Annotated in this window: 11 protein-coding genes; 9 read left to right on the top strand and 2 right to left on the bottom strand. The window is 68.3% G+C overall.

Features of this window, described 5'->3' with window-relative positions; genetic code table 11:
• Positions 1–131 precede the first annotated feature (131 nt).
• The 4 genes from ACIA47_RS17780 to ACIA47_RS17765 all read left to right on the top strand — a co-directional run bounded on the left by ACIA47_RS17780 (position 132) and on the right by ACIA47_RS17765 (position 3,410).
• Complete coding sequence (locus ACIA47_RS17780; RefSeq protein WP_203116018.1) at positions 132–1,592, top strand: NAD-dependent succinate-semialdehyde dehydrogenase; 1,461 nt, start codon at positions 132–134, stop codon at positions 1,590–1,592.
• 101 nt (positions 1,593–1,693) lie between these two features.
• Entirely contained in the window at positions 1,694–1,870 is a 177-nt protein-coding gene (locus ACIA47_RS17775) for a hypothetical protein (RefSeq protein ID WP_396709125.1), read from the top strand.
• Between the two features lies 1 nt (position 1,871).
• Positions 1,872–3,110 carry an iron-containing alcohol dehydrogenase gene (locus ACIA47_RS17770; RefSeq protein ID WP_396709123.1) on the top strand — a complete coding sequence of 413 codons (1,239 nt, stop codon included), beginning with the start codon at positions 1,872–1,874 and terminating at the stop codon, positions 3,108–3,110.
• Between the two features lie 87 nt (positions 3,111–3,197).
• Positions 3,198–3,410 carry a helix-turn-helix domain-containing protein gene (locus tag ACIA47_RS17765; protein ID WP_396709121.1) on the top strand — a complete coding sequence of 71 codons (213 nt, stop codon included), beginning with the start codon at positions 3,198–3,200 and terminating at the stop codon, positions 3,408–3,410.
• Between the two features lie 376 nt (positions 3,411–3,786).
• Here the strand turns inward: ACIA47_RS17765 and ACIA47_RS17760 are convergent, their stop codons facing one another.
• A complete protein-coding gene (locus tag ACIA47_RS17760) occupies positions 3,787–5,082 on the bottom strand; it encodes an FAD-binding oxidoreductase (RefSeq protein ID WP_203116010.1) in 1,296 nt (431 codons plus the stop codon).
• Between the two features lie 721 nt (positions 5,083–5,803).
• Between ACIA47_RS17760 and ACIA47_RS17755 the strand changes: the two genes are divergently transcribed.
• The 5 genes from ACIA47_RS17755 (at position 5,804) to ACIA47_RS17735 (ending at position 23,913) form a co-directional block, all read left to right on the top strand.
• Positions 5,804–18,247 carry an amino acid adenylation domain-containing protein gene (locus ACIA47_RS17755; RefSeq protein ID WP_396709118.1) on the top strand — a complete coding sequence of 4,148 codons (12,444 nt, stop codon included), beginning with the start codon at positions 5,804–5,806 and terminating at the stop codon, positions 18,245–18,247.
• An 83-nt stretch (positions 18,248–18,330) separates the two neighbouring features.
• A complete protein-coding gene (locus ACIA47_RS17750) occupies positions 18,331–19,344 on the top strand; it encodes a phosphotransferase (RefSeq protein ID WP_396709116.1) in 1,014 nt (337 codons plus the stop codon).
• A 37-nt stretch (positions 19,345–19,381) separates the two neighbouring features.
• Complete coding sequence (gene purF, locus ACIA47_RS17745; protein WP_396709114.1) at positions 19,382–20,854, top strand: amidophosphoribosyltransferase; 1,473 nt, start codon at positions 19,382–19,384, stop codon at positions 20,852–20,854.
• Between the two features lie 516 nt (positions 20,855–21,370).
• Positions 21,371–22,372, top strand: a complete 1,002-nt coding sequence (locus tag ACIA47_RS17740; protein WP_396709112.1) for a hypothetical protein — start codon at positions 21,371–21,373, stop codon at positions 22,370–22,372.
• A 632-nt stretch (positions 22,373–23,004) separates the two neighbouring features.
• Entirely contained in the window at positions 23,005–23,913 is a 909-nt protein-coding gene (locus ACIA47_RS17735; RefSeq protein WP_396709110.1) for a hypothetical protein, read from the top strand.
• A gap of 42 nt (positions 23,914–23,955) precedes the next feature.
• Here the strand turns inward: ACIA47_RS17735 and ACIA47_RS17730 are convergent, their stop codons facing one another.
• The gene (locus tag ACIA47_RS17730) at positions 23,956–25,002 is read right to left on the bottom strand and encodes a diiron oxygenase (RefSeq protein WP_203116001.1); all 1,047 of its coding nucleotides are present in this window, start codon (positions 25,000–25,002) and stop codon (positions 23,956–23,958) included.
• Between the last annotated feature and the right edge of the window lie 2 nt (positions 25,003–25,004).

The raw sequence follows: 25,004 nt of genomic DNA, 5'->3' as shown, positions 1-25,004 counted from the left end.
CGGGCCGCTGCCACCTCCGACCCGCTCGGCAACCTCGCCCCCGACGAGGGGTGTGACCCGTCCGTCTACGCGCACAGCGCGATCGCTGAGGCACGCCGGACATCACCAGGAAGATCACAGGAGGCGACGCGATGAGTGACCCGATGAACGTGCTGGCCCCCGAGCATCGGCGGCTGCGGATCGGCGACGCCTGGCGCGACGCCGCAAGCGGAGCCACCTTTGCCGTCGAGGACCCGGCCACCGGCAAGACCATCGCCGAGGTGGCGGACGCCGGCGTCGTTGACGGGCTCGCCGCCCTGGGCGCGGCCAGCAAGGCAATGGCGGAGTGGGCGGCGACCCCGCCGCGGAAACGGTCAGAGTTGTTGACCGCCACGTACCGGGCACTGACCGAGCGATCGGAGGAGGTCGCCCGCCTGATCACGCTCGAGATGGGCAAGCCGCTCGCCGAGGCTCGTGGAGAGGTGGCCTACGGCGCCGAGTTCTTCCGTTGGTTCGCCGAGGAGGCGGTGCGCGTCGAGGGGCGCTACAGCATTGCTCCCGCGGGTGGATATCGCATCCTCACCGTGCCGAAGCCGGTCGGACCGTGCGTCTTCGTAACGCCCTGGAACTTTCCGTTGGCCATGGGTGCCCGCAAAATCGCTCCTGCGCTGGCTGCTGGCTGCACGACGATCACCAAGCCAGCAGGCCAGACGCCACTCACCATGCTGTTTCTGGCCCGCATCATGGAGGAGGTCGGCGTTCCCCCGGGCGTGGTCAACGTGGTGACCACCAGGCGTTCCGGCGAGGTGGTCTCCGCACTGCTGGCCGACAGTCGGACCCGCAAGCTTTCGTTCACCGGGTCGACCGAGGTCGGGCGCGTACTGCTACGACAGGCGGCGGACAACGTGCTGCGCACCTCTATGGAACTGGGCGGCAACGCGGCCCTGATCGTGTGTGCCGACGCTGACCTGGACGTCGCGCTCGACGGTGCCATGGTGGCCAAGATGCGCAACATCGGGGAGTCCTGCATCGCGGCCAACCGGATCTACGTCGAGGAGCCCGTACGCGAGGAGTTTGCGGCGCGCTTCGCCGAGCGGATGGGCGCGCTTTCGATGGGTCATGGTCTCGACGACGGCGTGAACGTCGGGGCGTTGATCGACGAGGCCTCGGTCGCCAAGATCGACGAGCTCGTCGCCGACGCGGTCGATCGCGGCGCCCGGGTCCTGGTGGGCGGCGAACGTCCGGATGGGCCGGGCCACTTCTACCCGCCTACCGTCCTCGTCGACGTGCCCGAAGGTGCGCGGATGCTGAAGGCGGAGATCTTCGGCCCGGTGGCGCCGATCATCTCGTTCACGTCCGACGACGAGGTGATGGCGAAGGCCAACGACACCGAGCACGGCCTGGCCGGATACATCTTCACCCGTGACCTCCAGCGGGCGCTCCGGTTCACCGAAGGGCTGGACACGGGGATGCTCGGCATCAACCGTGGTCTGATATCGGATCCGTCAGCTCCGTTCGGAGGCGTGAAGCAGTCCGGGATCGGCAAGGAGGGGTCGCACGAGGGCATCCTCGAGTACCTCGACCTCACCTACGTGGCGATCGACCTACCGTGACCGGCCTACGGTTCCGGACGCCCGTCGAGGATGCGGGCCGGACTCGTACCACCCTTGGCAACGATGTCCGCGGGACCCTCGACCCGACCCACCCGTCCACCATGGGCGACATCTTCATCGCGATGGAGCCGAGGGCGACCGGGCGCGCCCGAGTCCGGACGTTCGGCGCGCGCGCCTGCGCCACCCGGGCGACCAACGTTACCGACGCCGTCCCGGTCTCGCAGATGACCTGGACGTCCACCCAGCACATCGCCGCCGACGTTCCGGAGAGGCACTGACATGCTTGAGACCGTCCGCGGACCACGGCAGCTGATAGTGGGCGAAGGGGTCGCGCAGAACATCCCACGAGTGGTGGCCGAGAGCGGCTCGCGAGTCCTCATCGTGACCGACCAGGTTCTTCTGGGGCAGCCGGGCGTGGCCGAGATCGTGGCCGCCGTGCGGGAGAAGGTCAAGGTCGTCGAGGTGTTTTCCGACGCGACACCAGACGTGCCACTCTCCGATGTCGCCCTGGCCGTCTCGGTCGCCGCCGAGGTGGACGCCGACGTGATCCTCGCCATCGGGGGTGGCACGGTGATCGACCTCGCCAAAATCGTCGGCGTCATCCGGCGCCACGGTGGGACGCCGCGTGACTTCTACGGCGAGTCGAAGGTGCCGGGACCGACGATTCCTCTCGTCGCGGTCCCGACAACGTCAGGCACCGGCTCCGAGCTCACACCCGTCTCGGTGTTGACCGACCCGGACCGCGAGCTGAAGGTGGGGGTTTCCAGCGTCCACATCGTGCCTGACTTCGCCATCGTCGACCCCGAACTCACCTACACCTGCCCTGCTACCGTCACCGCCCACTCCGGCATCGACGCGTTCTGTCACGCGGTGGAGAGCTACACCGCGCGACCGCGGGCCCACGGACCGCGCGACCCGGTGGAGCAGGTGTTCCTCGGCCGCAACCCGATCACCGACCACTACGCGCTCCGGGCCGCGGAGCGAATCGCCCGTAGCTTGCGCCGTGCTGTCACGGACGGAGGCGACACGGACGCGCGCGCGGACATGTCCTACGGGTCCATGCTCGCCGGGCTCGCCTTTTCCCACGCGGGCAACGCGGCCCCGCACGCTCTCCAGTACCCCATCGGCGCAGCCACGCACACGCCGCACGGCCTGGGCGTCGGGCTGCTACTTCCCTACGCGCTGGACGCGGCCAAGGATGCCATCGGTGACCGGCTGGCCATCCTCGCCCGGGTGTGCGGGCTCGATGTGACCGACGCCTCCGACGCCGAGGCCGCAGATACGTTCCTCACCTGGCTTGACGGGCTCCTCGCCGACATCGGCATCCCTCCCACCTTGGCGGACATCGGCGTGGCACGCGCCGACCTCCCGCGCTTCGCGGAGATGGCCAGTGGGGTCACCCGCCTGATCCAGAACCATCCAGGCCCGACCGACAGCGCCAGCCTGACCGCGATCCTCGAAGCGGCCTGGGCCGGGGACCGGGCCCGACACGCCCTGACCTCCGAGCAGAGACAGTGACCGCGTGAACCGTCCAGTGTGGTGCTTCGACTCCACACACCCGCCTTGGCCGGTGCGCCAGCCGGACTGGCCCACATCAACCGCGCCGTGCGTCACATCCGGGGGAACTACGCCACCGCCTTCCGCGTGGAGGACCTGGCGGAAATCGCCGGCATGAGCATCACCGGCGTGGGCCTCAGTGTCGGCTACGACAGCCCCTCCCAGTTCAGCTGTGAATACCGCCGCATGTTCGGCACACCGCCCAGCAAGGGCACCCATCTCCGCACTCCGCCAGCAGAAATCGTCACCGCGCTGCCCTGAGCCCGACCCTGTCGGGGATCTTGGTGTTCGATTCCCCAGGGCGAGCGGAACGCGGTCCGGCGGTCCGGCTCCACCGTGACCATTGAGGACGACGACCGGCGGCGTTCATTACGCCTGTGGTTACGCTAGTGCGCGGCCGGCGAGAGTCGACTGCACGAATGGCCCGATCGGCATTCAGCGGTTGCCACCACGGCACAAACTGGCGGCAGTTCTAGCCGCATTGGTCACGAGCGCCGCCGGCACGAGGCGATGCGAGCTAACCTCTTGTCGAGCCTCGTTCAGGGCATTTCAGTGTTTGTGAAGACCCCTTGTTACGGTCCGTAACCGACTCAACCTTGTCGTTGACGCAGCCGCCTGGCGCTGTCCAGAGGCGACATCAGCAGAGACCGAACGGTGGCTTCAGGTATCCGGGGCGCTCTCCGGCGTGTTCGTCATTGTGCAACAGCGGGGTGAACGTCTCCTGCGGGATCGAGCTGTCCCACGTTTCACCGCAGAGCACCCGCGCGGCCAGTCTGCCGATTTCGTCCGATCCGCGGGCGCCGTGCCCGTTGCCGCCCACCGCCACCGTGATGGTCGGGTCACCGTTCAGATGGCCGATGTACGGGTAGCGCGAGGGCGTCTTCTCGATGATGCACCCGGAGAAGCGCACCGACACGGGTTCGAGGGCCGGCACCAGGAGGTTCATCATTCTGGTCAGTGACGCCGTCTGGCGGGCCGTAGGCTCCTGCCGGGCGTACCAGTCCACCATATCGTTGACGGTGCGGAGCTCTTCGACGTAGGGCTGCATGCCCGGGCCGATACGCATGTACCACTTGCCGTCCGGATATTGGACCGGCGGCACCATGTAGAGCGACAGATTGGCGTCACCGAGGTCGTCCGGGTCGACCGTCACCACCGGCGGAACGTGGCGCATCTGCTCCAACTGGCTGTCGCTCACCTCGAACAGCAGGTTCGGCTCGCTGAAGGCGTGCAGGGCGAGACGCGTTCCGGCGGGAAGCACGTTGTTGTGGTTGGTGAAGGCGCCTGTGGCGATGAGGATCCGTTGCGCGCGTACCGTCGAGGTTGTGTCACCGTCCTGGATGCTGAGCTGCCAGCTTCCTGCCGCGTCCTTGCAGACCATCGTGACGGCGGCGCGCAGCAAACGTGCGCCAGCGGCCTGGGCGAGCGACAACTGAGCCTGCACCAAACGCCTCGGGTTCAGATAGCCGGCCTGTTTGCGTTCCAGCAGCCCTTCGACGCCGCCGGAAATAGGTAGGATGCCGAGCGCGGGCAACTCGGCGCGCAGGGCGGGCTCCGACAGGCGATCCAGCTCGATGCCCTCGACCGCGCACTGCGCGACGATCGCATCGGTACGGTGCGCAATGGACCGGGCCATGAGAACCAGCGATCCGCATTCGTGGAAGAAACCGATGCCAGACTCGGCCTCGATGTCGCGGAACCGCTCCAGCGAGCGCGAGTCGGTAGTGCCCCACACTGGATCCCAACCCAACCGGCGGGTGATGCGTGCCTCGTCGAAGTATGCGCCGAAGGCATGCCGGCTCGCCGGGGCACCGGCCTCTGGCTCGGCCGGCCCGATTACCAGCACTCGGGCACCGGAGCGACTGAGGTGTTTGGCTGCTGCCGCACCGAACATGCCGGCGCCAATGACCACCGCTTCCAAAATCTCGGACATATTCCTCCGACTCGCTCGTCCGGTTCCACCGGACTCGGCCGTCGTTCAAACCGTCGCGGGGCGCGGCGGCCGAGCCGCTGGGGTCATCTCCGGGGCCTCTTGGACAGCCGGCTTCATCGGCGGCCGTTGAGGAGGCTACGAGATTCACCCTCGGCGCGCTGCATCGGCCCGGAGACCGGTACACCATGACCCCGCCCGATTTCTTTCTCCGGCGGGCGGCTGATATTCGTGGTCGGTGCTGGACAGGCGGGCCACCGAGTGGTCAAAGGCTCCACGGCGGACCGATCCGTTGACGCCCACCGCCGAGATGGCGCGCTGACAGCCGTACGTCGATGGGGAATTCGCACACCGAGACTATGGCGGTAATCACTTTTACATGGACGCGCATCGGGGCGAACTGCTAAAGGATGTCTTGCAGCCCGCCCAGTTCCGCCAGCTGGTTCGGTTGGTCGCCGAGCGTGGCAGGGAACGGCGTCGCCGATGGCAGGCCGGTCATTGCCGACGGCGGCTACCGCGGCGACTGCACCCCTGGCAACGCCCTCACCCACTTAGGGACGTCCTTTGGCAGACATCCGTTGGGAATGTCTGGACAGGACCGGCAAGGTGCCCGGAGAAGCGGAGCCGGGCAGGGGCGGCACGAAAACTGGGACAGTCCATTTAGGTCTTCAGGTATATATTGACGCGGTCCCGAGCGCCCCGAGGAAAGCAGTCAGTTCTCCTGATGAGCCAAGCGCAGCACTATCCCGCCTCCTACGAACAGGACCGGTCTTACGTCCTCGAGCAGCTGGTAGGGGGGTCGGTGGCGCTGTGCGTACACAGGGCGTTTGTCGTGTCCGGCCACCTGCGGGATGACGTGGTGCGCCGCAAGTGCCGGGCGCTGAGCAACCGGCACGACATTCTCAGAACCGAACTCTGCGGTACGAGGGACGGCCTCGTCCAACGGGTCCGCGACGAAATCGAGCCTGAAGTCTCAACGATTGACGTCTCCGGCGATCCGGCGCCCGACGCGCGTGCGCAGCAGCTCGTTGAGTCGTTCCTGGACCGTCCGTTCGAATCAGGGGCCGCTCCACTGTGGCGCACGCTGCTGGTGACCACTGGCGAGGAACGCCACGTGCTGGTTGTGGCCATGCACACGGCCGTCGCGGACGCTGAGACGCTCGCGCTGGTCTGCCAGGAGCTACTCAGCCACGGGGTGGGCGCATCCGGCGGCCCGGACGGGGTCACCGTAGTGGCGACGCGGCAGTATCGCGAGCACGCGTTGCGGCAGCGGACGATCGACGCCGGGACCCTCCAGCGCCAGGAGGAGTACTGGTCGACGTTGCTGTCCGGTGAACCACAGCCGGCCGAACTGCCCGCGTTTGTTCCCCGAGCGGCCGATTCCGACCTTCGGCACCGGGCGATGCGGATCCCGCTGCCGCCAGACCTGGTCGAGGAGCTTGAGCAGGCCGCGCGGTCCAGCGACAGCCCTGCCTCGACGGTGCTGACCGCGGCCTTCGCCGCTCTGCTCTACCGTTACGGTGCCCGCGAGGAAACGACGTTCTGCAGAGCCGTTTCGCAGGGCCGCCCGGGTGGTGAGGGGCCGGCCCTGGGCCCGTACCGAAATGTGGTGCCGCTTCGGTTAGCGATCACCGCCGGCACCACCTTCGAGCAGGTGCTGGCGGAAACCCAACGCCAGCTGGACCGGGCCGATCAGCACGGCGACTATCCGTACCAGCAATTGCTCCGCCATGCTCCGGCGGCTTCCGACGCCGGGCCGTACGCCCTGTTTCCCTTGCTCTTCGACTGTGAGCTGGACCTTGTCCCAGCGCTGCCGGCCGGCGAGGCAGGCACGCTGGAGGTCACCGACTACGACTTGGCGCCGGTCAGCGCCGGCCATGACGTACACGTCACCGCCCGGCGGCTCACCTCGGGTACGGTGATGGACTGGAGCTACCGCGCGGCGCTGTTTCCGGTGGATCAGATTACGCAGGTCGCGGGCCACTTCGTACAGATGCTTCGGGCAGTGCTGCGGCATCCCGAGATGCCGGTCGCCACCGTGCCTTATCTCGGCCCGGATGAGCTGGACCGGATCCGACAACGCTGGAACACACGGCGCACCCCGTACCGCCGGTGCGCCGTACACCAGCTCATCGTCGAACAGGCCGCCCGTACGCCGGACACGACCGCTGTTGAGTTCCGTGGTGAGCGCCTCAGCTATGCCGAGCTGGACCGGCGGGCGGATCTGCTCGCCTGGCGTCTGCTGGACGCCGGCGTCCGGCGGGACGACAGGGTGGGCCTGTGCCTGGACCGGTCGATCGAGCTGGTGGTCGCGGTCGTAGCGATCATGAAAGCGGGCTGCGCCGTGGTCCCGCTGGACGCGGCATACCCGGCGGACCGGCTGGACTTCATGCTGCGTGACGCCGGAGTGCGCGTGGTCGTCACGGACCATGCCGCACTGCTGGAACGCAGGCCGGCGGTGGCGGCACTTTTCGCCCCGCTGACCAAGGTATCGGCCGACGCGAACTTTCACGCTGGCCCCGACCGGCCGCTGCCCGAGGTTTCCCAGGACGCCATCGCCTACTGCATCTACACCTCTGGGTCAACCGGGCTGCCGAAGGGTGTTGCGGTCGCGCACTCCGCCCTGGCCAACCTCGTCTCATGGCATCGCGCCGCCTGGCTGTCGGAGGTCGGCACGCGCACGCTGCTGTACTCGCCGATCAGTTTCGACGTCTCCTTCCACGAGATTCTCGCGGGCCTGTGCATGGGCGCCACCCTGATCCAGGTCGACGAGGACACCCGGTGCAATCCGATGGCGCTGCTCGCCTTCGCGCGCCAGGAACGGGTGGCTAAGTGGTACATGCCATTCGTGGCGCTGCAACAGGCCGCGCAGGCCGCGCAGACTGGTGCCGTCCCGGAGCACCTGCGAGAGCTCATCGTCGGAGGTGAGGTGTTGCGCATCACCCCCGAGATCCGCGATTTCGCCAAGCGGACCGGCTGCGTGATCCACAACCACTACGGCTCCACCGAGTGCATTGACGTAGCGACGCACACGCTGTCGGGTGACCCGAGCCGCTGGCCGGCGATCGCACCGATCGGCACCGCCAACGTCGACAACATGAACCTGTTCATCCTGGACGAGGCTCGGCAGTTGGTGCCGATCGGCGTCGTCGGTGAGCTGTACGCGGAGGGCGACTGCCTCGCCGCGCATTATCACGGCCGCCCGGAACTGACCGCCGAGCGGTTCGTCGCCAGCCCGTTTGGCGTACAGGGCGCGCGTCTCTACCGGCTCGGCGACGTCGGCCGCTACTTGCCCGACGGCACGATCGAGTGCTTGGGCCGCGCCGACAACCAGACCAAGATTCGCGGTTTCCGGGTGGAACCCGCTGAGGTGGAAGCGGTCCTGGCGGAGCATCATGCGGTCTCCGAATGCGTCGTCACCGCGAAGGTCAACGACCGGCGGCAGACGCGGCTGGTGGCCTACGTGACGCCAGAGGATGCTGTGGAGCGCGTCGGCCTGATCGATGCGTTGCGCAGTCACCTGGCGGGGCGGCTGCCCGACTACATGCGGCCCACCAGCTATGTGCTGCTCGACTCGTTACCTCTCACGCCGAGCGGCAAGCTCGACGTGCGGGGGCTTCCCGAACCGGTCATCGCAGGGCCGGACGCCACGACGGTCGCCGCTGCGGACAGCACGGGCATCGTCGCGCGCATCTGGGCCGAACTGCTCGACGTGTCCGAGGTGCCGTCCAACAAGACCTTCTTCGAGCTAGGCGGCGACTCCATCTCGCTGGTGCTCGCGCATCAGCAGATCAGCGCTGTCCTGCGGCGCAGCATCCCGATCGACGCGCTGTTTCGATACCCGACGCTAGCCGAGCTCACCCGCTTCCTGGGTGAAGCGCCGGACGTCACCGACGGCGAGCCGGCCGCAGAAGCGCCCCTCCCGGAGCCCGCTGGCTCCGACCGGGACGTGGCGATCGTCGGCATGGCATGCCGGGTACCCGGTGCTGCGGACATCGACCAGTTCTGGCGCAATCTGTGCGACGGGGTCGAATCCGTCACCCGGTTGCGGGACGCGCAGATCCACCGGCTGGAGCCGGACCAGACCGAGGATCCGCGTTTCGTGCCGGCAGCCGCCCTGCTCGCTGACACGGACCTGTTCGACGCGGCGTTCTTTGGCTACAGCGCGGCCGAGGCGGCTGTGATCGACCCGCAGCAGCGATTGTTCCTGGAGTGCGCCTGGGAGGCGGTCGAGGACTCCGGCCTCGACACCGGCCGCCATCGGGTCGGCGTGTGGGCGGGGGCGAGTCTCAACACCTATCTGATCAACAATGTGCTTCCGGCCAAGCTAGGCGATCGAACGTTCCTCAGCCACCGGCACTTCGCCGAGGCGACGGAGCTGCGCATCGAACAGGGCAACGCGAGTGACCACCTGCCAACCCGGGTCGCGTTCAAGCTCGACCTGCGGGGTCCGAGCGTGAATGTGCAGACCACCTGCTCCACGTCGTTGGTCGCGGTCCATGCGGCGGTACAGGCTCTGCTCGCCGGCGACTGTGACGTGGCTCTCGCGGGAGGCGTCTCGATCATCACGCCGCAGAACACCGGCTACCTGTGGCGCGAGGGCATGATGGTCTCCTCCGACGGCCATTGCCGGGCCTTCGACGCCGATGCCGACGGCACCGTCTTCGGCAACGGTCTCGGGGTCGTCGTACTCAAACGGCTGTCCACCGCGCTCGCCGACGGCGACCGTGTCTACGCTGTCGTCAAGGGCTCTGCGGTCAACAATGACGGCGCCGGCAAAATGGACTATTCCGGGCCGAGCGTAGCCGCCCAGACCGAGGTCATCGTCCGAGCGCAGGAACGCGCCGGGGTACCGGCCGACACCATTTCGTACGTCGAGACGCACGGCACCGGAACCCGGTTGGGCGATCCGATCGAGATCGCCGGGCTCACCGAGGCGTTCCGCCGTGGCCGGGCCCGCGATGGGCAGTTCTGCGCGATCGGCTCGGTCAAGACCAACATCGGGCATCTCGACGAGGCGGCCGGCGTGCTCGGCCTGATCAAGACGGCGCTCAGCCTGCATCACGGTCAGCTGCCGCCCAGCCTGCACTTCCGTTCGCCCAATCCGCTGGCGGGACTGGCCGAGAGCCCGTTCTTCGTCAATACCGAGCTGAGGGCGTGGCCGGCTGCCCAGGGACAGCCCCGCCGGGCCGGCATCAGCTCGTTCGGCATGGGCGGCACCAACTGTCATGTGGTGATCGAGGAGGCGCCGCCCAGGCCGGACCGCCCCACTGCCGGCATTGACCGGCGCAGCCACCTGCTGCCCGTGTCGGCGAAGACCGAGCCGGCGCTGCGCGCCAACCTGCAACGCCATCTGCGGCACCTCGATGGACGGGACACCTCAGACTTCGCCGATTTCTGCCACTCCGCCGCCACAGGGCGACGGCATTTCGACCACCGGGTCGCCATCCAGGCTGCGGACATCGCTGACGCTCGGGCCCAGATCGCCGCGCTGCTGCAAGCCCCGGACATCGGCCGACCCGTGTCCTGGCCCCGGGATGAGCGGCCCCGGATCGCGTTCGTCTGCGCCGGGCAAGGCTCGCACTACCTCGGCATGGGCCGATCGCTCTACGACACCCAACCGGTCTTCCGCGCCGCTGTCGACCGCTGCGACGAGCTGCTCCGCCCAGAGCTGGGTCGTTCACTCACCGGCCTGCTGTACGGCGAGCAGCACGATCCCGCCTTCGACCGGACTGCGACGACCCAGCCGGCATTGTTCACCATCGGGTACGCGCTCAGCCAGCTCTGGCAGTCGTGGGGCGTCTCCCCCGACGTCCTGATCGGCCACAGCATCGGTGAGTACGTGGCCGCCTGTGTCGCTGGAGTGTTCAGTCTCGAGGACACTGTGCGGCTCGTGGCGGCTCGGGGCAGGCTCATGCAGGCCTTGCCCGAGGGCGGCGGGATGGCACAGATCGGCGCCGGTGTGGAGACGGTCACGCGACATCTGACCGAGGCCGGCGACAGTGTGGCGATCGCCGCCGTCAACGCTGCCGACCTCACCGTCTTGTCCGGCCCCCGGGAGGCGCTCGAGCGGGTGTGCCGCACGCTGCGGGCGGAAGGGATCGAGGTCGTAGCGCTCAACGTGGACCGCGCCTTCCATTCTCCGCTGATGACTCCGATCCTCGACGAGTTCCGCGCGGTCGCTGAGACGGTCCGGTACGCCGCACCCAGCATCGACATCGTCTCGACAGTCACAGGGTCCGTGCTGGACGCGGGGGAGATGAGCCACGCCGGGTACTGGGTCCGGCACATCGTCGACCCGGTGCGCTTCAGTGACGCGGTGAGCCTTGTGGAACAGGGCGGCACCCGAATCTTCGTGGAGCTCGGCCCCAAGGCTGTTCTCAGCGCCCTCGGCCGGCGGCGGCCCGGGGCCCGAGGTTCGCAATGGCTACCGAGCATGACCCCGCGGGATGCGGACGCCGCGATCGCCGCCTACCGCCGGCTGTACCTAAGTGGTGTCCCCGTCGACTGGACGGGTTTCGACGCGCCCTTCGCCCGGCGCCGGGTGCCGGTGCCCACCTATGCATTCCAGCGCGGACGGCACTGGCTGGATCCCCGCCCGGCCGGTTCTGCGGCGCACCCGCCGATGGTGGCCACCTCGCAGACCCGAGACGACCTCGGACCGGCTGACGCCGTCCAGATGCTGGTCAAGTCTTGGAGTCCGGTCGTGCTCGGCAGTGCGTCGGCCCCCGCGGCGCGTCGCGTCGCGGTGCTCGGTTCGGCCGGCAGGCTCACCGGCGTGCTCCGCGCCCGGGCCAAAGTCGTGGTGGAGACGGACGCGCTGGCGGGGTGCGACACGGTGGTCCTCGTGCTCCAGCCGGACGGGCCGGCGGCGCTACTCACCGCAGTACGGGACGTGCTTGAGCCGATCCTCGACCGGCCCGAGGGCACGCGGCTGTGGCTGGTCGCACCGGAGGCGGGGACCGAAGCACCGCTGGGCCATGCCGGCATCGGCGCGCTGGCGCGCACTCTGAACGCTGAACACGCGGAACTGCGGTGCACCGCTTTGACGATCCGTGGCGCGGACGAACCGGGCAATCTGGCACAGGCGGCCGCGTTGGTCGAGGCCGGCGCGCCTGGCGAAGCGGATGAGCTGGCCATCGAGGCAGGGCTGGTACTGGGCGGACGCCTGCGGATCCTGCACGACACCCACGTACCACAGGGCCGGGCACTGCCGGTTCGCTCCGACGGGACCTACCTGATCACCGGAGGCACCGGTGGCCTGGGACTGCGGCTGGCTCTCGCCATGGCACAGTCGGGGCCGAGCAGGCTGGTGCTGGTCAGCCGGCGCGGCGAGCCGGATCAGCAGGACCGGCATATCTGGGCCGCTCTGCGAGCCACCGGCGTCGCCGTCGATGTCGTCCGGGCCGACGTCACGGACGCGGCGCAGATGCGGTCCGTCCTCGACGACTGCGGTGCTGGCCTGCGGGGTGTCGTGCACTGCGCCGGATCTCTACGCGACGGCCCGCTGTTGCGGCAGGGCGACGAGGTGCTCGCCACCGTCCTCCGACCCAAGGTCGATGGCGCGTGGCTGCTGCACGAGTTGACCCGCGACCGCACGCTCGACTTCTTCGTCCTGTCCTCCTCGCTGGCTTCGCTGCTGGGCTACCGAGGGCAGGCCGGCTACGCGGTGGCCAACGAGTTCCTCGACGAGCTCGCGCGACACCGACGGCGCCTCGGCCTGCCGGCGCTGAGTGTCAGCTGGGGAAGCTGGGCGGAAGCCGGGATGACCGCTCGGCTACCGGAACCGCACCGCGCCCGGCTGATTGACGAAGGAGAACGGCCGATCGCGGCCGAGGCCGCCGTACGGGCGCTGGCGACGCTGATCGCCGCCGAAGTCCCGCACGCGGCGGTGGCCAGCATGGACTGGGCCCGCTACGCCGCCACCCGGCCGCGGACCACTCCCATGATCGCAGAGTTCGCGCCCGACAACGTCCCTGCGCCACCGGAAGCCGGCGCCTCGTCCATCGCCGGGACGCTACGGGCACTGCCGCCGGACCGAGCCCGCGCCCTGCTCCGGCGCACCGTCACGGCCACGATTCAGCGGCTGCTCGGCGACGGGGAAGCCGAACTCGACGCCACGCGCGGCTTCGTCGAGCTCGGTGTCGACTCCCTCGGAGCGCTGGATCTGCGCGCTCGGCTGCAGGAGGAGCTCGGCTGCCGGCTGCCCGCTACGGTGATCTTCGAACGCCCGTCCCCGGACGAGCTCGTGCGGTACCTCGACGAACGGCACTTTGCCGCCGACATCGAGGCGGTGCCGGTGCCGGGCTCCACCGCTGCCCCCGGGACACTGGAGCCAGAGATCACCCCCGTACCGGCCAATCCCCCCGTCGCCATCATCGGCATGTCCTGCCGCCTGCCCGGCGCTGACTCGCCGGGCGACTTGTGGAAGCTGCTGACCGATGGTCGCGACGCGGTGCGCGAGATCCCGGACCAACGCTGGGCGCTCGACCACTGGTACGACGAGTCGGCTGAGACCGCCGGCAAGATGTACGTGCGCCGGGCGGCGCTGATCGACGGGGTGGACTGCTTCGATCCCGCCTTCTTCGGCATCTCGCCGCGTGAGGCGGCGAGCATGGACCCACGCCAACGCCTGCTGCTGGAGAGTGCCTGGAACGCCGTGGAGAGCGCTGGCATCGACCCGTCCACCCTGCGCGGCACCGATACCGGCGTCTATCTGGGCTGTGACGAGTTCCTCAACGACTATCTGCGGCAGGCCGACGGATACCTGGGCGACGAGCCGTACCTGGCGACCGGGACGACGCTGAGCTTCACCGCGGGTCGGATATCGTACAAGCTCGGCCTACACGGCCCGAGCATCGTGACCGCCACCGCCTGCTCCTCGTCGCTGGTGGCCCTGCACTCCGCAGTACGGGCCATTCGCCAGGACGAGTGCGGCGTGGCCATCGTCGGCGGCGCCAAGCTGATGCTCGCGCCGGAGGAGACCGTACAGCTCTGCCGGCTGTCGGCGCTCGCGCCCGATGGGGTGTCCAAGGCCTTCTCCGCCGAGGCCGACGGCTTCGGCCGTGGCGAGGGCGTGGTGACGCTGCTCATCAAGCGGTTGGACCGGGCGGTCGCCGACGGTGATCCGGTGTACGCGGTAATCCGTGGCAGTGCGGTCAACCACGACGGCCCGAGCGCGGGCCTGACGGTGCCGAACGGCGGCGCTCAAGCGCGGCTGATCGTCAAGGCGCTCGCGGACGCCGGAATGTCCCCGGCCGACGTGACCTATCTGGAGACCCATGGCACCGGCACCCAGCTCGGGGATCCGATCGAGGTGAACGCGCTCGCGGACGTCTTCCGGCAGCGTGACTCCCCGCTGCTGCTGGGGTCGGTCAAGGCCAACATCGGCCACCTGGAGGAGGCGTCCGGCCTCGCGGGCGTGGTCAAGGCCGTGCTGACGCTGCAGCACGGCGTCATTCCCCCGCAGATTCATTGCGCCGAACTCAATCAGAACGTCGACTGGTCGAGCCTGCCGGTCGCGGTGCCTCGCACCACGACCGCGTGGCCGGCCGGCAGGCCGCGGACCGCCGGAGTGAGTTCGTTCGGGATGAGCGGCACGAACGCCCACGTCGTGCTGGAGTCGTACCAGCCGCCACCGGCACCGGCGGTTGCGCACTCCGCGCCGTTCGTGTTCCCCTTCTCCGCCCGCGACGAGGCCGACCTGGCCGCCCTGCTGTCCCGGTTCGCCGATGTGCTGCCGACGCTCCACGACCCCGCCGGGGTGGCCTGGACACTGCAGAGTGGGCGCCAGCCGCAACTGCACCGGCTCGCCGTGGTCGCCGCCGACTTCACGGCGCTGCGCGAGTGCCTGACGCACCCGGACGGGCCCGGGGTGGTCCGAGGGCTGGCGAGAGCGTCCGGCAGTGGCCCCGCAGACATCGATGACATGCTCCGGCGGCGCGATCTGGCCGCGCTGGCCCGTGCCTGGTGCGAGGGCCAGGTCGTGGACTGGGCGGCGCTGTACGACGGCGAACCACCGGCCCGGACGGCACTTCCGACGTATCCGTTCAAGCGAATGCGATTGTGGCTCGGTCCCGAAAGGACGGCACCACCTCTGCAATCCGAGCCGGTCAGCGTCCCCGAGCCGGTCCCCACCGTCCCGGCGCCGCGAACCGCACCCGACGACCGGCCCGACCTGCTGGAGGCCCTGCGCGAGCACGTCGCCGGCCTGCTCGGCATGCCCGCTGGGGAAGTGTCGGCGACCGACAACATCGGCGATCTGGGTGCGGATTCGTTGACGTTCATGCGGCTCAGCCAGTTCATCCGGGACCGCCACCAGGTGGTGATCTCCTTCCAGGAGCTCACCGAGGAGGCCGACTCCCTGGTGGAACTGGCCCGGATGGTGGCGCTGCGGCTGCCGGCGTCCGGGGCTGCCACAGCTTTGCCGGCGCGGGTCGAGTCCTCGTCGCCTGCCCGGGCCCCGGCTACGTATCCCGCCGAGCCGGAAGTCCCCCCGGCACCCGTGGCAACGGTGGCGCCGGTGACGGAGGCGTCGTACCCCCCTCGGTCTAGCAGCGGCCCGAGCGGACCGCAGCACGCCTCGCAGCCGACCGACGCGCTTACCGAACGGCAGTCACGCTTCCTGACCGATCTGGTGGCCGCCTACTCGGCACGGAGCGGGCGGTCGAAGGCCGTGGCCGAAAGCGACCGGGACGTACTAGCCAACTGCCGGATGCCGCCGTGGCAGGCGCTCTGCAAAGAGATGGCATATCCCGTCGTGGTCGACCGGTCGGCCGGGGCGCGTTTCTGGGACATCGACGGCCGAGAGTACGTAGACATCTCGATGGGTTACGGGGTGCACCTGTTCGGCCATCAACCGGATTTCGTCGTCAACGCCCTGCGCGACCAACTGGACCGTGGACTTCACATCGGGCCGCAGACCGGTCAGTCAGGTCACGTCGCGCGTCTGCTGTGCGAGCTGACCGGCGCCGACCGTGCGGTGTTCTGCAACTCCGGCACCGAGGCGGTGATGGCCGCGCTGCGCTTCGCCCGGGCCGCCACGGGGCGTACCCGGTTCGTCATGTTCGAGGGGTCCTACCACGGGTGGTCGGACAGCACGCTGGCATTGCCGGCTGGTGCCGACGGCGCGATCCCGATGACTCGAGGCATCGGCGCCGGCGCCATGAACGACGTGGTGGTGCTCGAGTACGGCGCCCCGGAGAGCCTTGACGCGATTCGCGCGCTCGGCCCGCAGCTCGCCGCCGTGCTCGTTGAGCCGGTGCAGAGCCGCCGGCCTGACCTCCAGCCAACCGGCTTCCTGCGTGAGCTGCGCGAGATCACCCGAGCGACGGGAACCGCGCTGATCTTCGATGAGGTGATCACGGGTTTCCGCGTCGGCCCGGGCGGCGCGCAGGCGTGGTGCGGGGTACGCGCCGACCTTGTGACGTACGGAAAAATTCTGGGCGGCGGCATGCCGATCGGCGCGGTGGCCGGGCGCGCGGAATTCATGGACACCGTCGACGGCGGCGCCTGGAAGTACGGTGACAATTCCAGTCCAGCCGTGCCGACAACGTTCTTCGGCGGCACCTTCAACAAGAACCCGCTGACCATGGCGGCGGCCGAGGCTGTGCTCACCCACCTGCGCGACACCGGACCGCAGCCGCAGCGGGAGCTGGCAGACCGGGTAACCCGCATGGCGCAGGAGTTCAACGACTTCTGCCAGGCCGAGGGCTTCCCGCTGCGGATGGTCCACTTCACGTCGCTGTTCCGATTCATTGGCGAAGGCGAGTACAGCCTCCAGCGTTTCCCGCTCGCCATCGACCTGTTCTTCCACCTGATGGGGCTGCGCGGGATCTACGTCTTGGAGACTCGGGTCTGTTTCCTGTCGACCGCGCACACGCCTGACGACGTGCGGTTCGTCCTCGATACGGCGAAGGCTTGCCTGGGCACGTTGCGCGGCGCGGGCTTCTTCGCCCCGCCGGCCGACCCCGTGCCCGCTCCGCGCTCCGGGCTGTCCCGGCTCATCAACGACGCGCTCCCAGACCCCACGCCGGTTCCACCGAGTTCCGCGCCGGCGGCCGAGGCCCGGCACGTGCTGCTCACCGGAGCCACCGGTTTCCTCGGCGCCTACCTGACCGCGGATCTGCTCCGGCACACCGAAGCCACGCTGCACTGCCTGGTCCGAGCGGACGACGAGCAACACGCCCGCGAGCGGGTGCTGGCGAACCTGCGGACATACGGATGCCTCGATGACCTTCACACCGACCGTATCGTCGGCGTCGTCGGCGACCTTGCCCGCCAGCGGCTCGGCCTCAGCGACCAAATCTGGCACCGGCTCGCCGATTCGATCGACGCGATCTACCACGGCGGCGCGCAGGTGAACTCCCTGCTGCCGTACGAGAAGCTGCGCGCCGCCAACGTGGAGGGCACCCGGGAGTTGCTCCGGCTCGCTGTCCAGGGACGCGCCAAAGCCTTCCACTACATCTCGTCGGACGCCGTGTTCGACGCCTACGGGTATCACCGCCAGGCCCGAATCTACGAGGACGAGCCGCTGCGACACTGCGACAGCCTCTACGGCGGCGGCTACGCCGAGTCGAAGTGGGTGGCGGACAAGCTGGTCGTGAACGCCCGCCAGGCCGGGCTCACAGCCAGCATCTATCGGCCCGGGATGCTCACCGGCGCGCTGTCCGGCGGCTGCGGCCAGACCGGTGACTTCTTCGCCCGCTTCCTGCGCGGCATCATCCAGCTGGGCATCTGCCCAGAACTGGACGGCACAGTGGACATCGCCCCGGTGGACCTGGTGTCCCGCACTATCGTCGGGATCTCGAAGGAGGCCGGCGGGCGGACCTATCACCTGACTCATCCGCAGCCGATCCCGTACGAGGAGTTCATCGAAGCCGTCCGAGAGGCCGGCTACCGACTCGAGACAGTTCCGCTGCACGTCTGGGACGCCGAGCTGGCCCGGATCCGCTACGAGGATGACAACCCCCTGTACCCGTTGCTGCCGTTGTTCATCGAGTCGTCCGACCCGGTCCTGCGCCGCAGCCGGCTGGACGTGCGCAACACCGCGGCGAGCGCCGCCGAGCACGCGCCGCCGGACCTGCGCAAGCTCATCCCGGTGTATGTGGAGCGGTTCCGCGAGGCCGGTCTGCTGACGCAACCGAACCGGACCGGGTGGAGTGGCTGATGACTTCAGCCGACCAGGCAGAGACAGCGACCGCCGGTGGCGCGGTCATCGACCACGGTTGGATCCGTGACAACCTGGGTTGGGTGCTGAACGGTGACGAGCCGATCACCATCCAGTCGATCTCCCTGACCGGCGGGGTCATGGGCAGCGTGCACCGAATTCGCTGCGGCGACCGCTCGTTCATCCTCAAGGGACCGCCGGACACCGCGACCGCCTGGGGCAGCCTCGCCGCCACAGCCCAGTCGATCGAGCGAGAGGCCCAGCTCTACCGATATCTGGATCAGCGGGGGTTCGGGGCACCGAAGGTCGCTCCGGACTGTTATTGGTCGGTCACCGATGCGGCCGGCGGCGGAACGGTGGCGCTGGAGGATCTCGGCCCCTCCGGTGATCCGGCAGCGGCCATGGCGGCGGGCCTAGACCACGCGCAGGCCCTCGCCGCGGTGCGCTGCCTCGCGAGGCTGCACGCTGGCTCGATGCGCACCGGGCCGGGCCGGCTCGAGGTGCCGTACCCGTGGCTATACACGGCCGAGTCGCCGGAGCTCGTCGCGGCGGTCCGGCTGGGCCTGGCGGATCTGCCCGGCACGGTGACGCGATGCTGGCCGGGGATGGACGTACGACCGGTTCTCGACCTGGACGTCGCGGGCCTGCTGGGGGATGCGCATCGGAGCAGTCCCCTGGCCGCGCTGTGCCACGGTGACGCCTGGGTGGCCAACGTGATCTTCCAGCAGCATCCTGGCGCTCCGGATGGACTCACCGCCCACCTGATCGACTGGCAGTACGCCATGTGGGGCAATCCGCTGTCGGATGTCGCTCTGCTGCTGTGGTCTTCGCTGGATCCCCGATGCCGTCGCGCCTGGCAGGACGAACTCGTCCGCCGCTACCACTCGGAACTGGTCATTGTCGCCGGCCTGGACTATCCACTCCAAGCGTGCCTCGATGATCTTAAAAGGGCGCAACCGGCGGCCGCCCTGGTGGCGCTGGCGAGCGTCGAGGCCTACGTCGCGGGAATGGGCCCGGCCGAACACGAGAGGTTTCGACCGCGGGCGCTGGACGCCCTTGACTACGCATCCGCAATGACCGGCCAGGCAGCGCGATGACAGGTGCGTTCCGGACCGCCGTCGCCACACTTGCAGGATGCGCTCGGCATGCCGTCTTTCTGGTAGAGTCGGGCCAGTGGGAGACGCTACCGAAACAATAAAAGAGGCCTGCGGAGTTTTTGGAGTGTGGGCGCCGGAGCAGCCGGTTTCTCACATGACGTATCTGGGTCTTTACGCGCTGCAACACCGTGGCCAGGAATCCGCCGGTATTGCCGTCAGTAATGGCGAGTCAATCTGGGTGGACAGGGGGATGGGCCTGGTCTCCTCGGTGTTCGACGACCACCGTCTAGCAGCGTTGCAGGGCAATATCGCCATCGGGCACACACGCTATTCGACCACCGGTGCCAGCGAGTGGTGCAATGCGCAACCGGTGCACCGGTGCGTTGCGAACGTCAACTTCGCACTGGCGCACAATGGAAATCTGGTCAATACCGCCGAATTGGCCGTAGAGGCTGATCTGGTCTCCGGCGAGATAGGCAGCGATAGTGATCTGATCGCCGAACTGCTCGTCCGGGAAATCTCCGCCGCTAAGTCCGATAATGACGCCAGCCTTGTTTTCGAGGATGCTTTCGCCGCTGTTCTCCCACACCTGCGCGGCGCTTTCTCGCTCGTGGTCTGCGAGACAAACACGTTGATCGGCGTACGCGATCCGAATGGTTTCCGGCCGCTTTTCCTCGGCCGCCACCCGAACGGGTGGATTCTCGCCTCCGAGATGCCGGCGCTGGATGTGGTCGGCGCCGAGACAGTGCGCGAGATCGAGCCAGGAGAGATGGTCATCGTGGACGGTCGCGGCGTGCGCAGCCGCCGCCCGTTCGCACAGGAGACCATCAATCCGACCCTGTGCTCATTCGAGTTCGTCTACTTCGCCCGTCCGGACGGCAAGCTGATCGGGCAGAGCATCTACGCCGCGCGCCGGCGGATGGGCGAGCAGCTGGCGATGCAGGCGCCGGTCGAGGCAGACCTGGTCGTGCCGGTGCCTGAGTCGGGGATCCCGGGCGCGCAGGGCTACGCCCAGGAATCCGGAATCCCGTACGCGGACGGGTTCATCAAAAACCGATATATCGGACGCACGTTCATCGCGCCCACCCAGGAACTGCGCCGTAACGCAGTGCGGATCAAGCTCAACCCGATCGAGGAGAACGTCGCCGGCCGGCGTCTCGTCGTGGTCGAGGACTCCATTATCCGCGGCACCACTCTGCGGGAGACCGTCCATTTGCTCCGCAAGGCCGGCGCGGTGGAGGTGCATCTGCGGATCCTCTCCCCTCCGTACCGGTGGCCATGCCATTACGGCATGGACACCTCCGACCGGGACAAGTTGCTGGCGGCAAAACTGAGCGTCGAGGAGATCCGCGAGTACCTCGAGGTCGACTCGCTCGCCTACCTCGAGATCGATCGGATGCTCGACGCGATCACGCCGAAGCGCGAGGGCCTCTGCACGGCCTGCATGACCGGCGACTACCCGGTGCCGGTGTCGATCCGCTCGGCCAAGAACGTGCTGGAGACTGTCTGACCCGCCGTCGGCGACACCAGTTCCGGTCTCATCGACGCAATCGGCAGCGCGCCGATGATGGGGCCGGCAATGGTGTCGCCCCCGAGGTGCAGGCTGACCCCCGCCGTGCACGACGGCCTATCGAGTTGCTGCTCCCGCCAACTGGTGTCGTGCGCGTAGCCACGCGCGCACAACTGGTCGCCAGCGGGCCTGCCCCAGCGACCACCCCGCTGCCGATGGACGTCGGCACTGTCATGCTGCGCGCCGCGCCGGGGCCGAGGTGATGGGCTTTGACCGCAGCATGACGGTGTCTGCCTAGGATCAGAGTTCCTACGTGGACGGTCGATCGCATACCCCCTACGGGGTCGAAATCTTGTTGATTCCAGGGCATAATGCCCTGGCGGTCGAAGTTGTTGCATCGTCCGCGTCGCAGCGTGCGACTCCCTTAGGCGGACGGACACCGGACAAGGACGAAGCCGACAGTGGGCCGTTCGACATCGGCCCATCCCGCCATACCTGACAGGCGAAGGAGTTTCCGTGGCCCAGACGGCCAGCGTCGAGGGGACGCAGGATTTCTGGCGGGTATTCACGACCGACAGTGTCAAGGTAGAGCTCTACCAGCAGGAGCAGTATCTGGCGCAAGGACTGGACGCGGCTCAACGTGCGCTGGGCTCCGACTATGCCGCGATCCTGCAGGGCCTCGCGATGCTCGTCATCCAGGCGGATGTCATCGCTGCGCGCAAGGTCGAACTCTGCATGCAGTACGCTCGCGACCACGACTTTGAACCGATTGTCGCCCTGCCGTTCGTCATGGAACCGCAGATGACCGCCGCGACCTGGCGCTTTCAGTTCGACATGGCCACCGACGACAGTCTCGAGCTGTGCGACCTGTACTGCGCCAAGTCCGAATCGCTGCTCGTCATTCTGGCCGACCGGAGCCGGGACCGGACGATCCCTGCGAGTTTGCGGCTGGCCGAGTTGAAGGGTCCGTCCGCGCCGGAGCGACGCACCGAGCGCAACCTGCGCACCGTGCTCGGTGCGACGAACCAGATCATCTGCGCGGTGCACTGCTCCGACGAGCCGCTCGACATCCTGCGGGAGACCGCGATTCTGCTGCCCGACCGGCTGCTCGATCTGTTCGTCGAAATCGCGGACGTCGTCGACCGGGGAATACGTCCCGACATCGACGAGAAGGTCGCGGCCGTGTACCGCAGCACACCGCGCCACGACATGGACGTCGACCATGCCGTGGCGCGGCTGCTGAGCCGGCTGCCACGGCACGGCGCCGATCCGCGGGAGGGGGATGCGATGGAGCGGCTGCGTGAAAATCTGCCCGCTTGGCAGCGACGCGAGCGCCTTCTGAGCTGGCCCATGTTCTCCCAGGATCTGCGCTCTGTGGGCATCGACCCGCACAGCTGGGACGCCCTGCTGGTGGCCAGCGAATACGTCGAGTACGACCGGGTCGGTGGAACGAAGACGCTGGCGTACAGCGGCCACGCCGAGTGGGAGGCCGACCGGGGGCGCCTGCTGGCTCCGTGACGGTGTCCGGCAAGGATCGCATGTGGGGCGGCCTGCTGCGCGTCGCCACGCAGGAAATGACGTGGTGCAGACGCAGGATGGCGAAGTGCTTCTGGTTGCGGTCGCGGCAGCCCGCACGCCGGGAGTCCGACCCGTGTGGTTCTCGCTCGCTGCCTCGCAATGGGCGGCATCGACCGGAAGTTCGGAGCCGCCGGGTTGGCGGTCCGGGACGGCGCCGCGCCGATGGAGTCGACGGCCCTGAACGCCGCGGTGCTGCCCGACGGAGAATTCGTAGTCTCGGGCAGCCACCTCGCCCCAGGCGACAAACTCCGTCGAGCGGCTACCCCGACGACCGTCGTAGCGGCACCGGCGGCTGGCTGGCCCCGTCCGCACTGGTGATCACTCCGTGTGCATCCGACGGCTCTCACGTTCTCGCAGTTGGTGCGGCGCTGCACTGACGCGACTGTGTGTAGTTCGGTACGTGTCGTGATAGGTCACCGACCGCGCGCCGCAGGACGTGGGCGGTGACAGGGAGGACGAGCGTGGACACGGGGAAAGCGGAATCGATACCGAGACTTACCGAGGCGGCGAGTCGGACATACGCCTGGGCAGTGACCCAGCGCTCGATCTCGCACGAGAAGGCGCACCAGGAGTTGGGGCTGGACGGCAAGGAGGCCGACAAGGCTCTGCGGCTGCTCAAGCGCCTGGGCCTGCTACGCACCGGAGCGGACGACAATCGACAACTGGTGGCAGTGCCGCCCCAGTCGGCGCGGATGCAGGTGCTCGGGCCGCTGCTGCGCGACATGCAGCTCGCCCAAGAGCGCATCAACGAGATCCAGGAGGACCTGAACGCGCTGGTGCCCGCCTATGAAGAGGGCATGGGCCGGGGACCCGGCCGGCACGACGTCGAGCAGGTCTGCGATCTCGAGCTGGCCCGCAGGATCATCCTGGAGCTCCTGGCCGGTGCCCGGACCGAAGTACTCGCGGCGGAGCCGGGTGGCGGACTGTCCCCGGAACTGACCGTCGACTCGCTGGTGAGGGCGGACGACGTGTTGGGTCGCGGCGTCCGGCTGCGCGCCGTGCTGCAGCACACCGCTCAGTTCAATCAGGGCACGATTTCCGGCATCGAGCGGGTCTGCGAACTCGGCGCGCGGGTGCGCACCACGGCGGCCGGATTCGGCCGGATGTTGGTGGTGGACGCGACCACCGCAGTCCTTGCGCTCAGCGGACCTCGACCCGGTGTGGCGTTGGTCCACGATCCCAGCGTCGTGGCTTTCATCATCGACTGCTTCGAGCGGACCTGGACCGGTGCGGCCGACTTCCCGGTCCAGTACAGCAAGGCGCAGACGATGGCGGCCGCGTCCGAGGTTCGGCAGGCGATCGTCACGCTCCTGGTCGAGGGTGAGAACGACAAGCGAATCGCTGAGCGGGTCGGGCTGTCGTTGCGGTCGTGCCAACGGCACATTGCCGAGATCATGAAGGATCTCGGGGCCCGCAACCGGCTGCACGCCGGTTTCCTGCTACACCGAAAGGCTGCCGAAAGTGCCGGCCGACCGGCCTGACGATGGGGCTCGGCCTGTGGCGTGGTTCGCGGATACCGGGGACTAGCGACGGCCCGGCAGCAGACCGTACCGATGGAACTCCGCCTCCACCGACGGAAGCTCCAGTGCGTCCAGGGTGGCGAAGTACTGCACCGTCCGCACCGCGGTGGCCCGGGTGTGGGCCAGGACGGTCTTCTCGTCGTAGACCTCCGCTAGAACCTGCTCCGCGTCGTCGCGGGCGAGGCCATAGGAGATCAGTTCCGAGCGGATCGCGTCCGTGTCCGGCCTCAGGAAGGCATTGATCAGTCGGGGGGCCAGCAGGGCGGCTTCTCGGCGACCTGTCCTGTCCAGAGAACCCCACAGGTGGCGCAGGAAGATGACGAAGTACGCGTGATGGCGTCCCTCGTCGGCCGCATGGTCCCGGATCGCGTCACGAACGGCGGGGGCCACAGTGGAATCCGCCGGGATGTCCGCGAGGGTCGCCGAGATGAGCGTCTCGGAGATCGTCACGAAGAGCAGCTCCGCGAGCGGTCGCTGGTTGCTCGGCAGGGCCTCCTGGATCTGCCTGAGACGACGGAGGAAGTAGGGCTCGGTCGGCAGCAACGGCCGGATTCCAGTACGTGACACGACCTGGCGCATCAGATCCATCGAGAACAGCGCGTGGTACGCCTCGTCGCAGTAAATCTTGTACGCGTCAAAGCGCATCTCCTCCGGAAGGGCGATGCCCACCGAGCCGGAGGCGATTCCGAGCACGGTGCTGTTGACCACGAGGGTCTCGAGCTTCGTGGTGAAGTCCAGATACCGGTACAGGTGCTGAGTCAGAATTCGGTCGAACAGTTCGGGGCGCAGCTCCCGGACGAGAGAATGCCTGGTGAGCGGGACCAGATCCGGCGAAAAGTACACCGCGGTCTCGTCTTCCGGGCCAAGCAGGCGCCGCGGGTACTGCCGCACGGCGGCACGCTCATCCCACGTACGGAACGGACTGCGGTAGTTCTCTGTGCCCGGCTCTCCCGGCTCCCCCGGCTCGGGCCCAGCGGGCATCGACAGTAACTGCCGCGGACAGTAGGTGAGAGCCGAGCAGCCGATGAACAGGCCAGCTATTCCACACATCG

The sequence above is a fragment of the Micromonospora sp. NPDC051227 genome, from assembly GCF_044455385.1.
GTDB lineage: Bacteria > Actinomycetota > Actinomycetes > Mycobacteriales > Micromonosporaceae > Micromonospora.
This window is presented reverse-complemented; position numbering and strand designations above follow the sequence as displayed.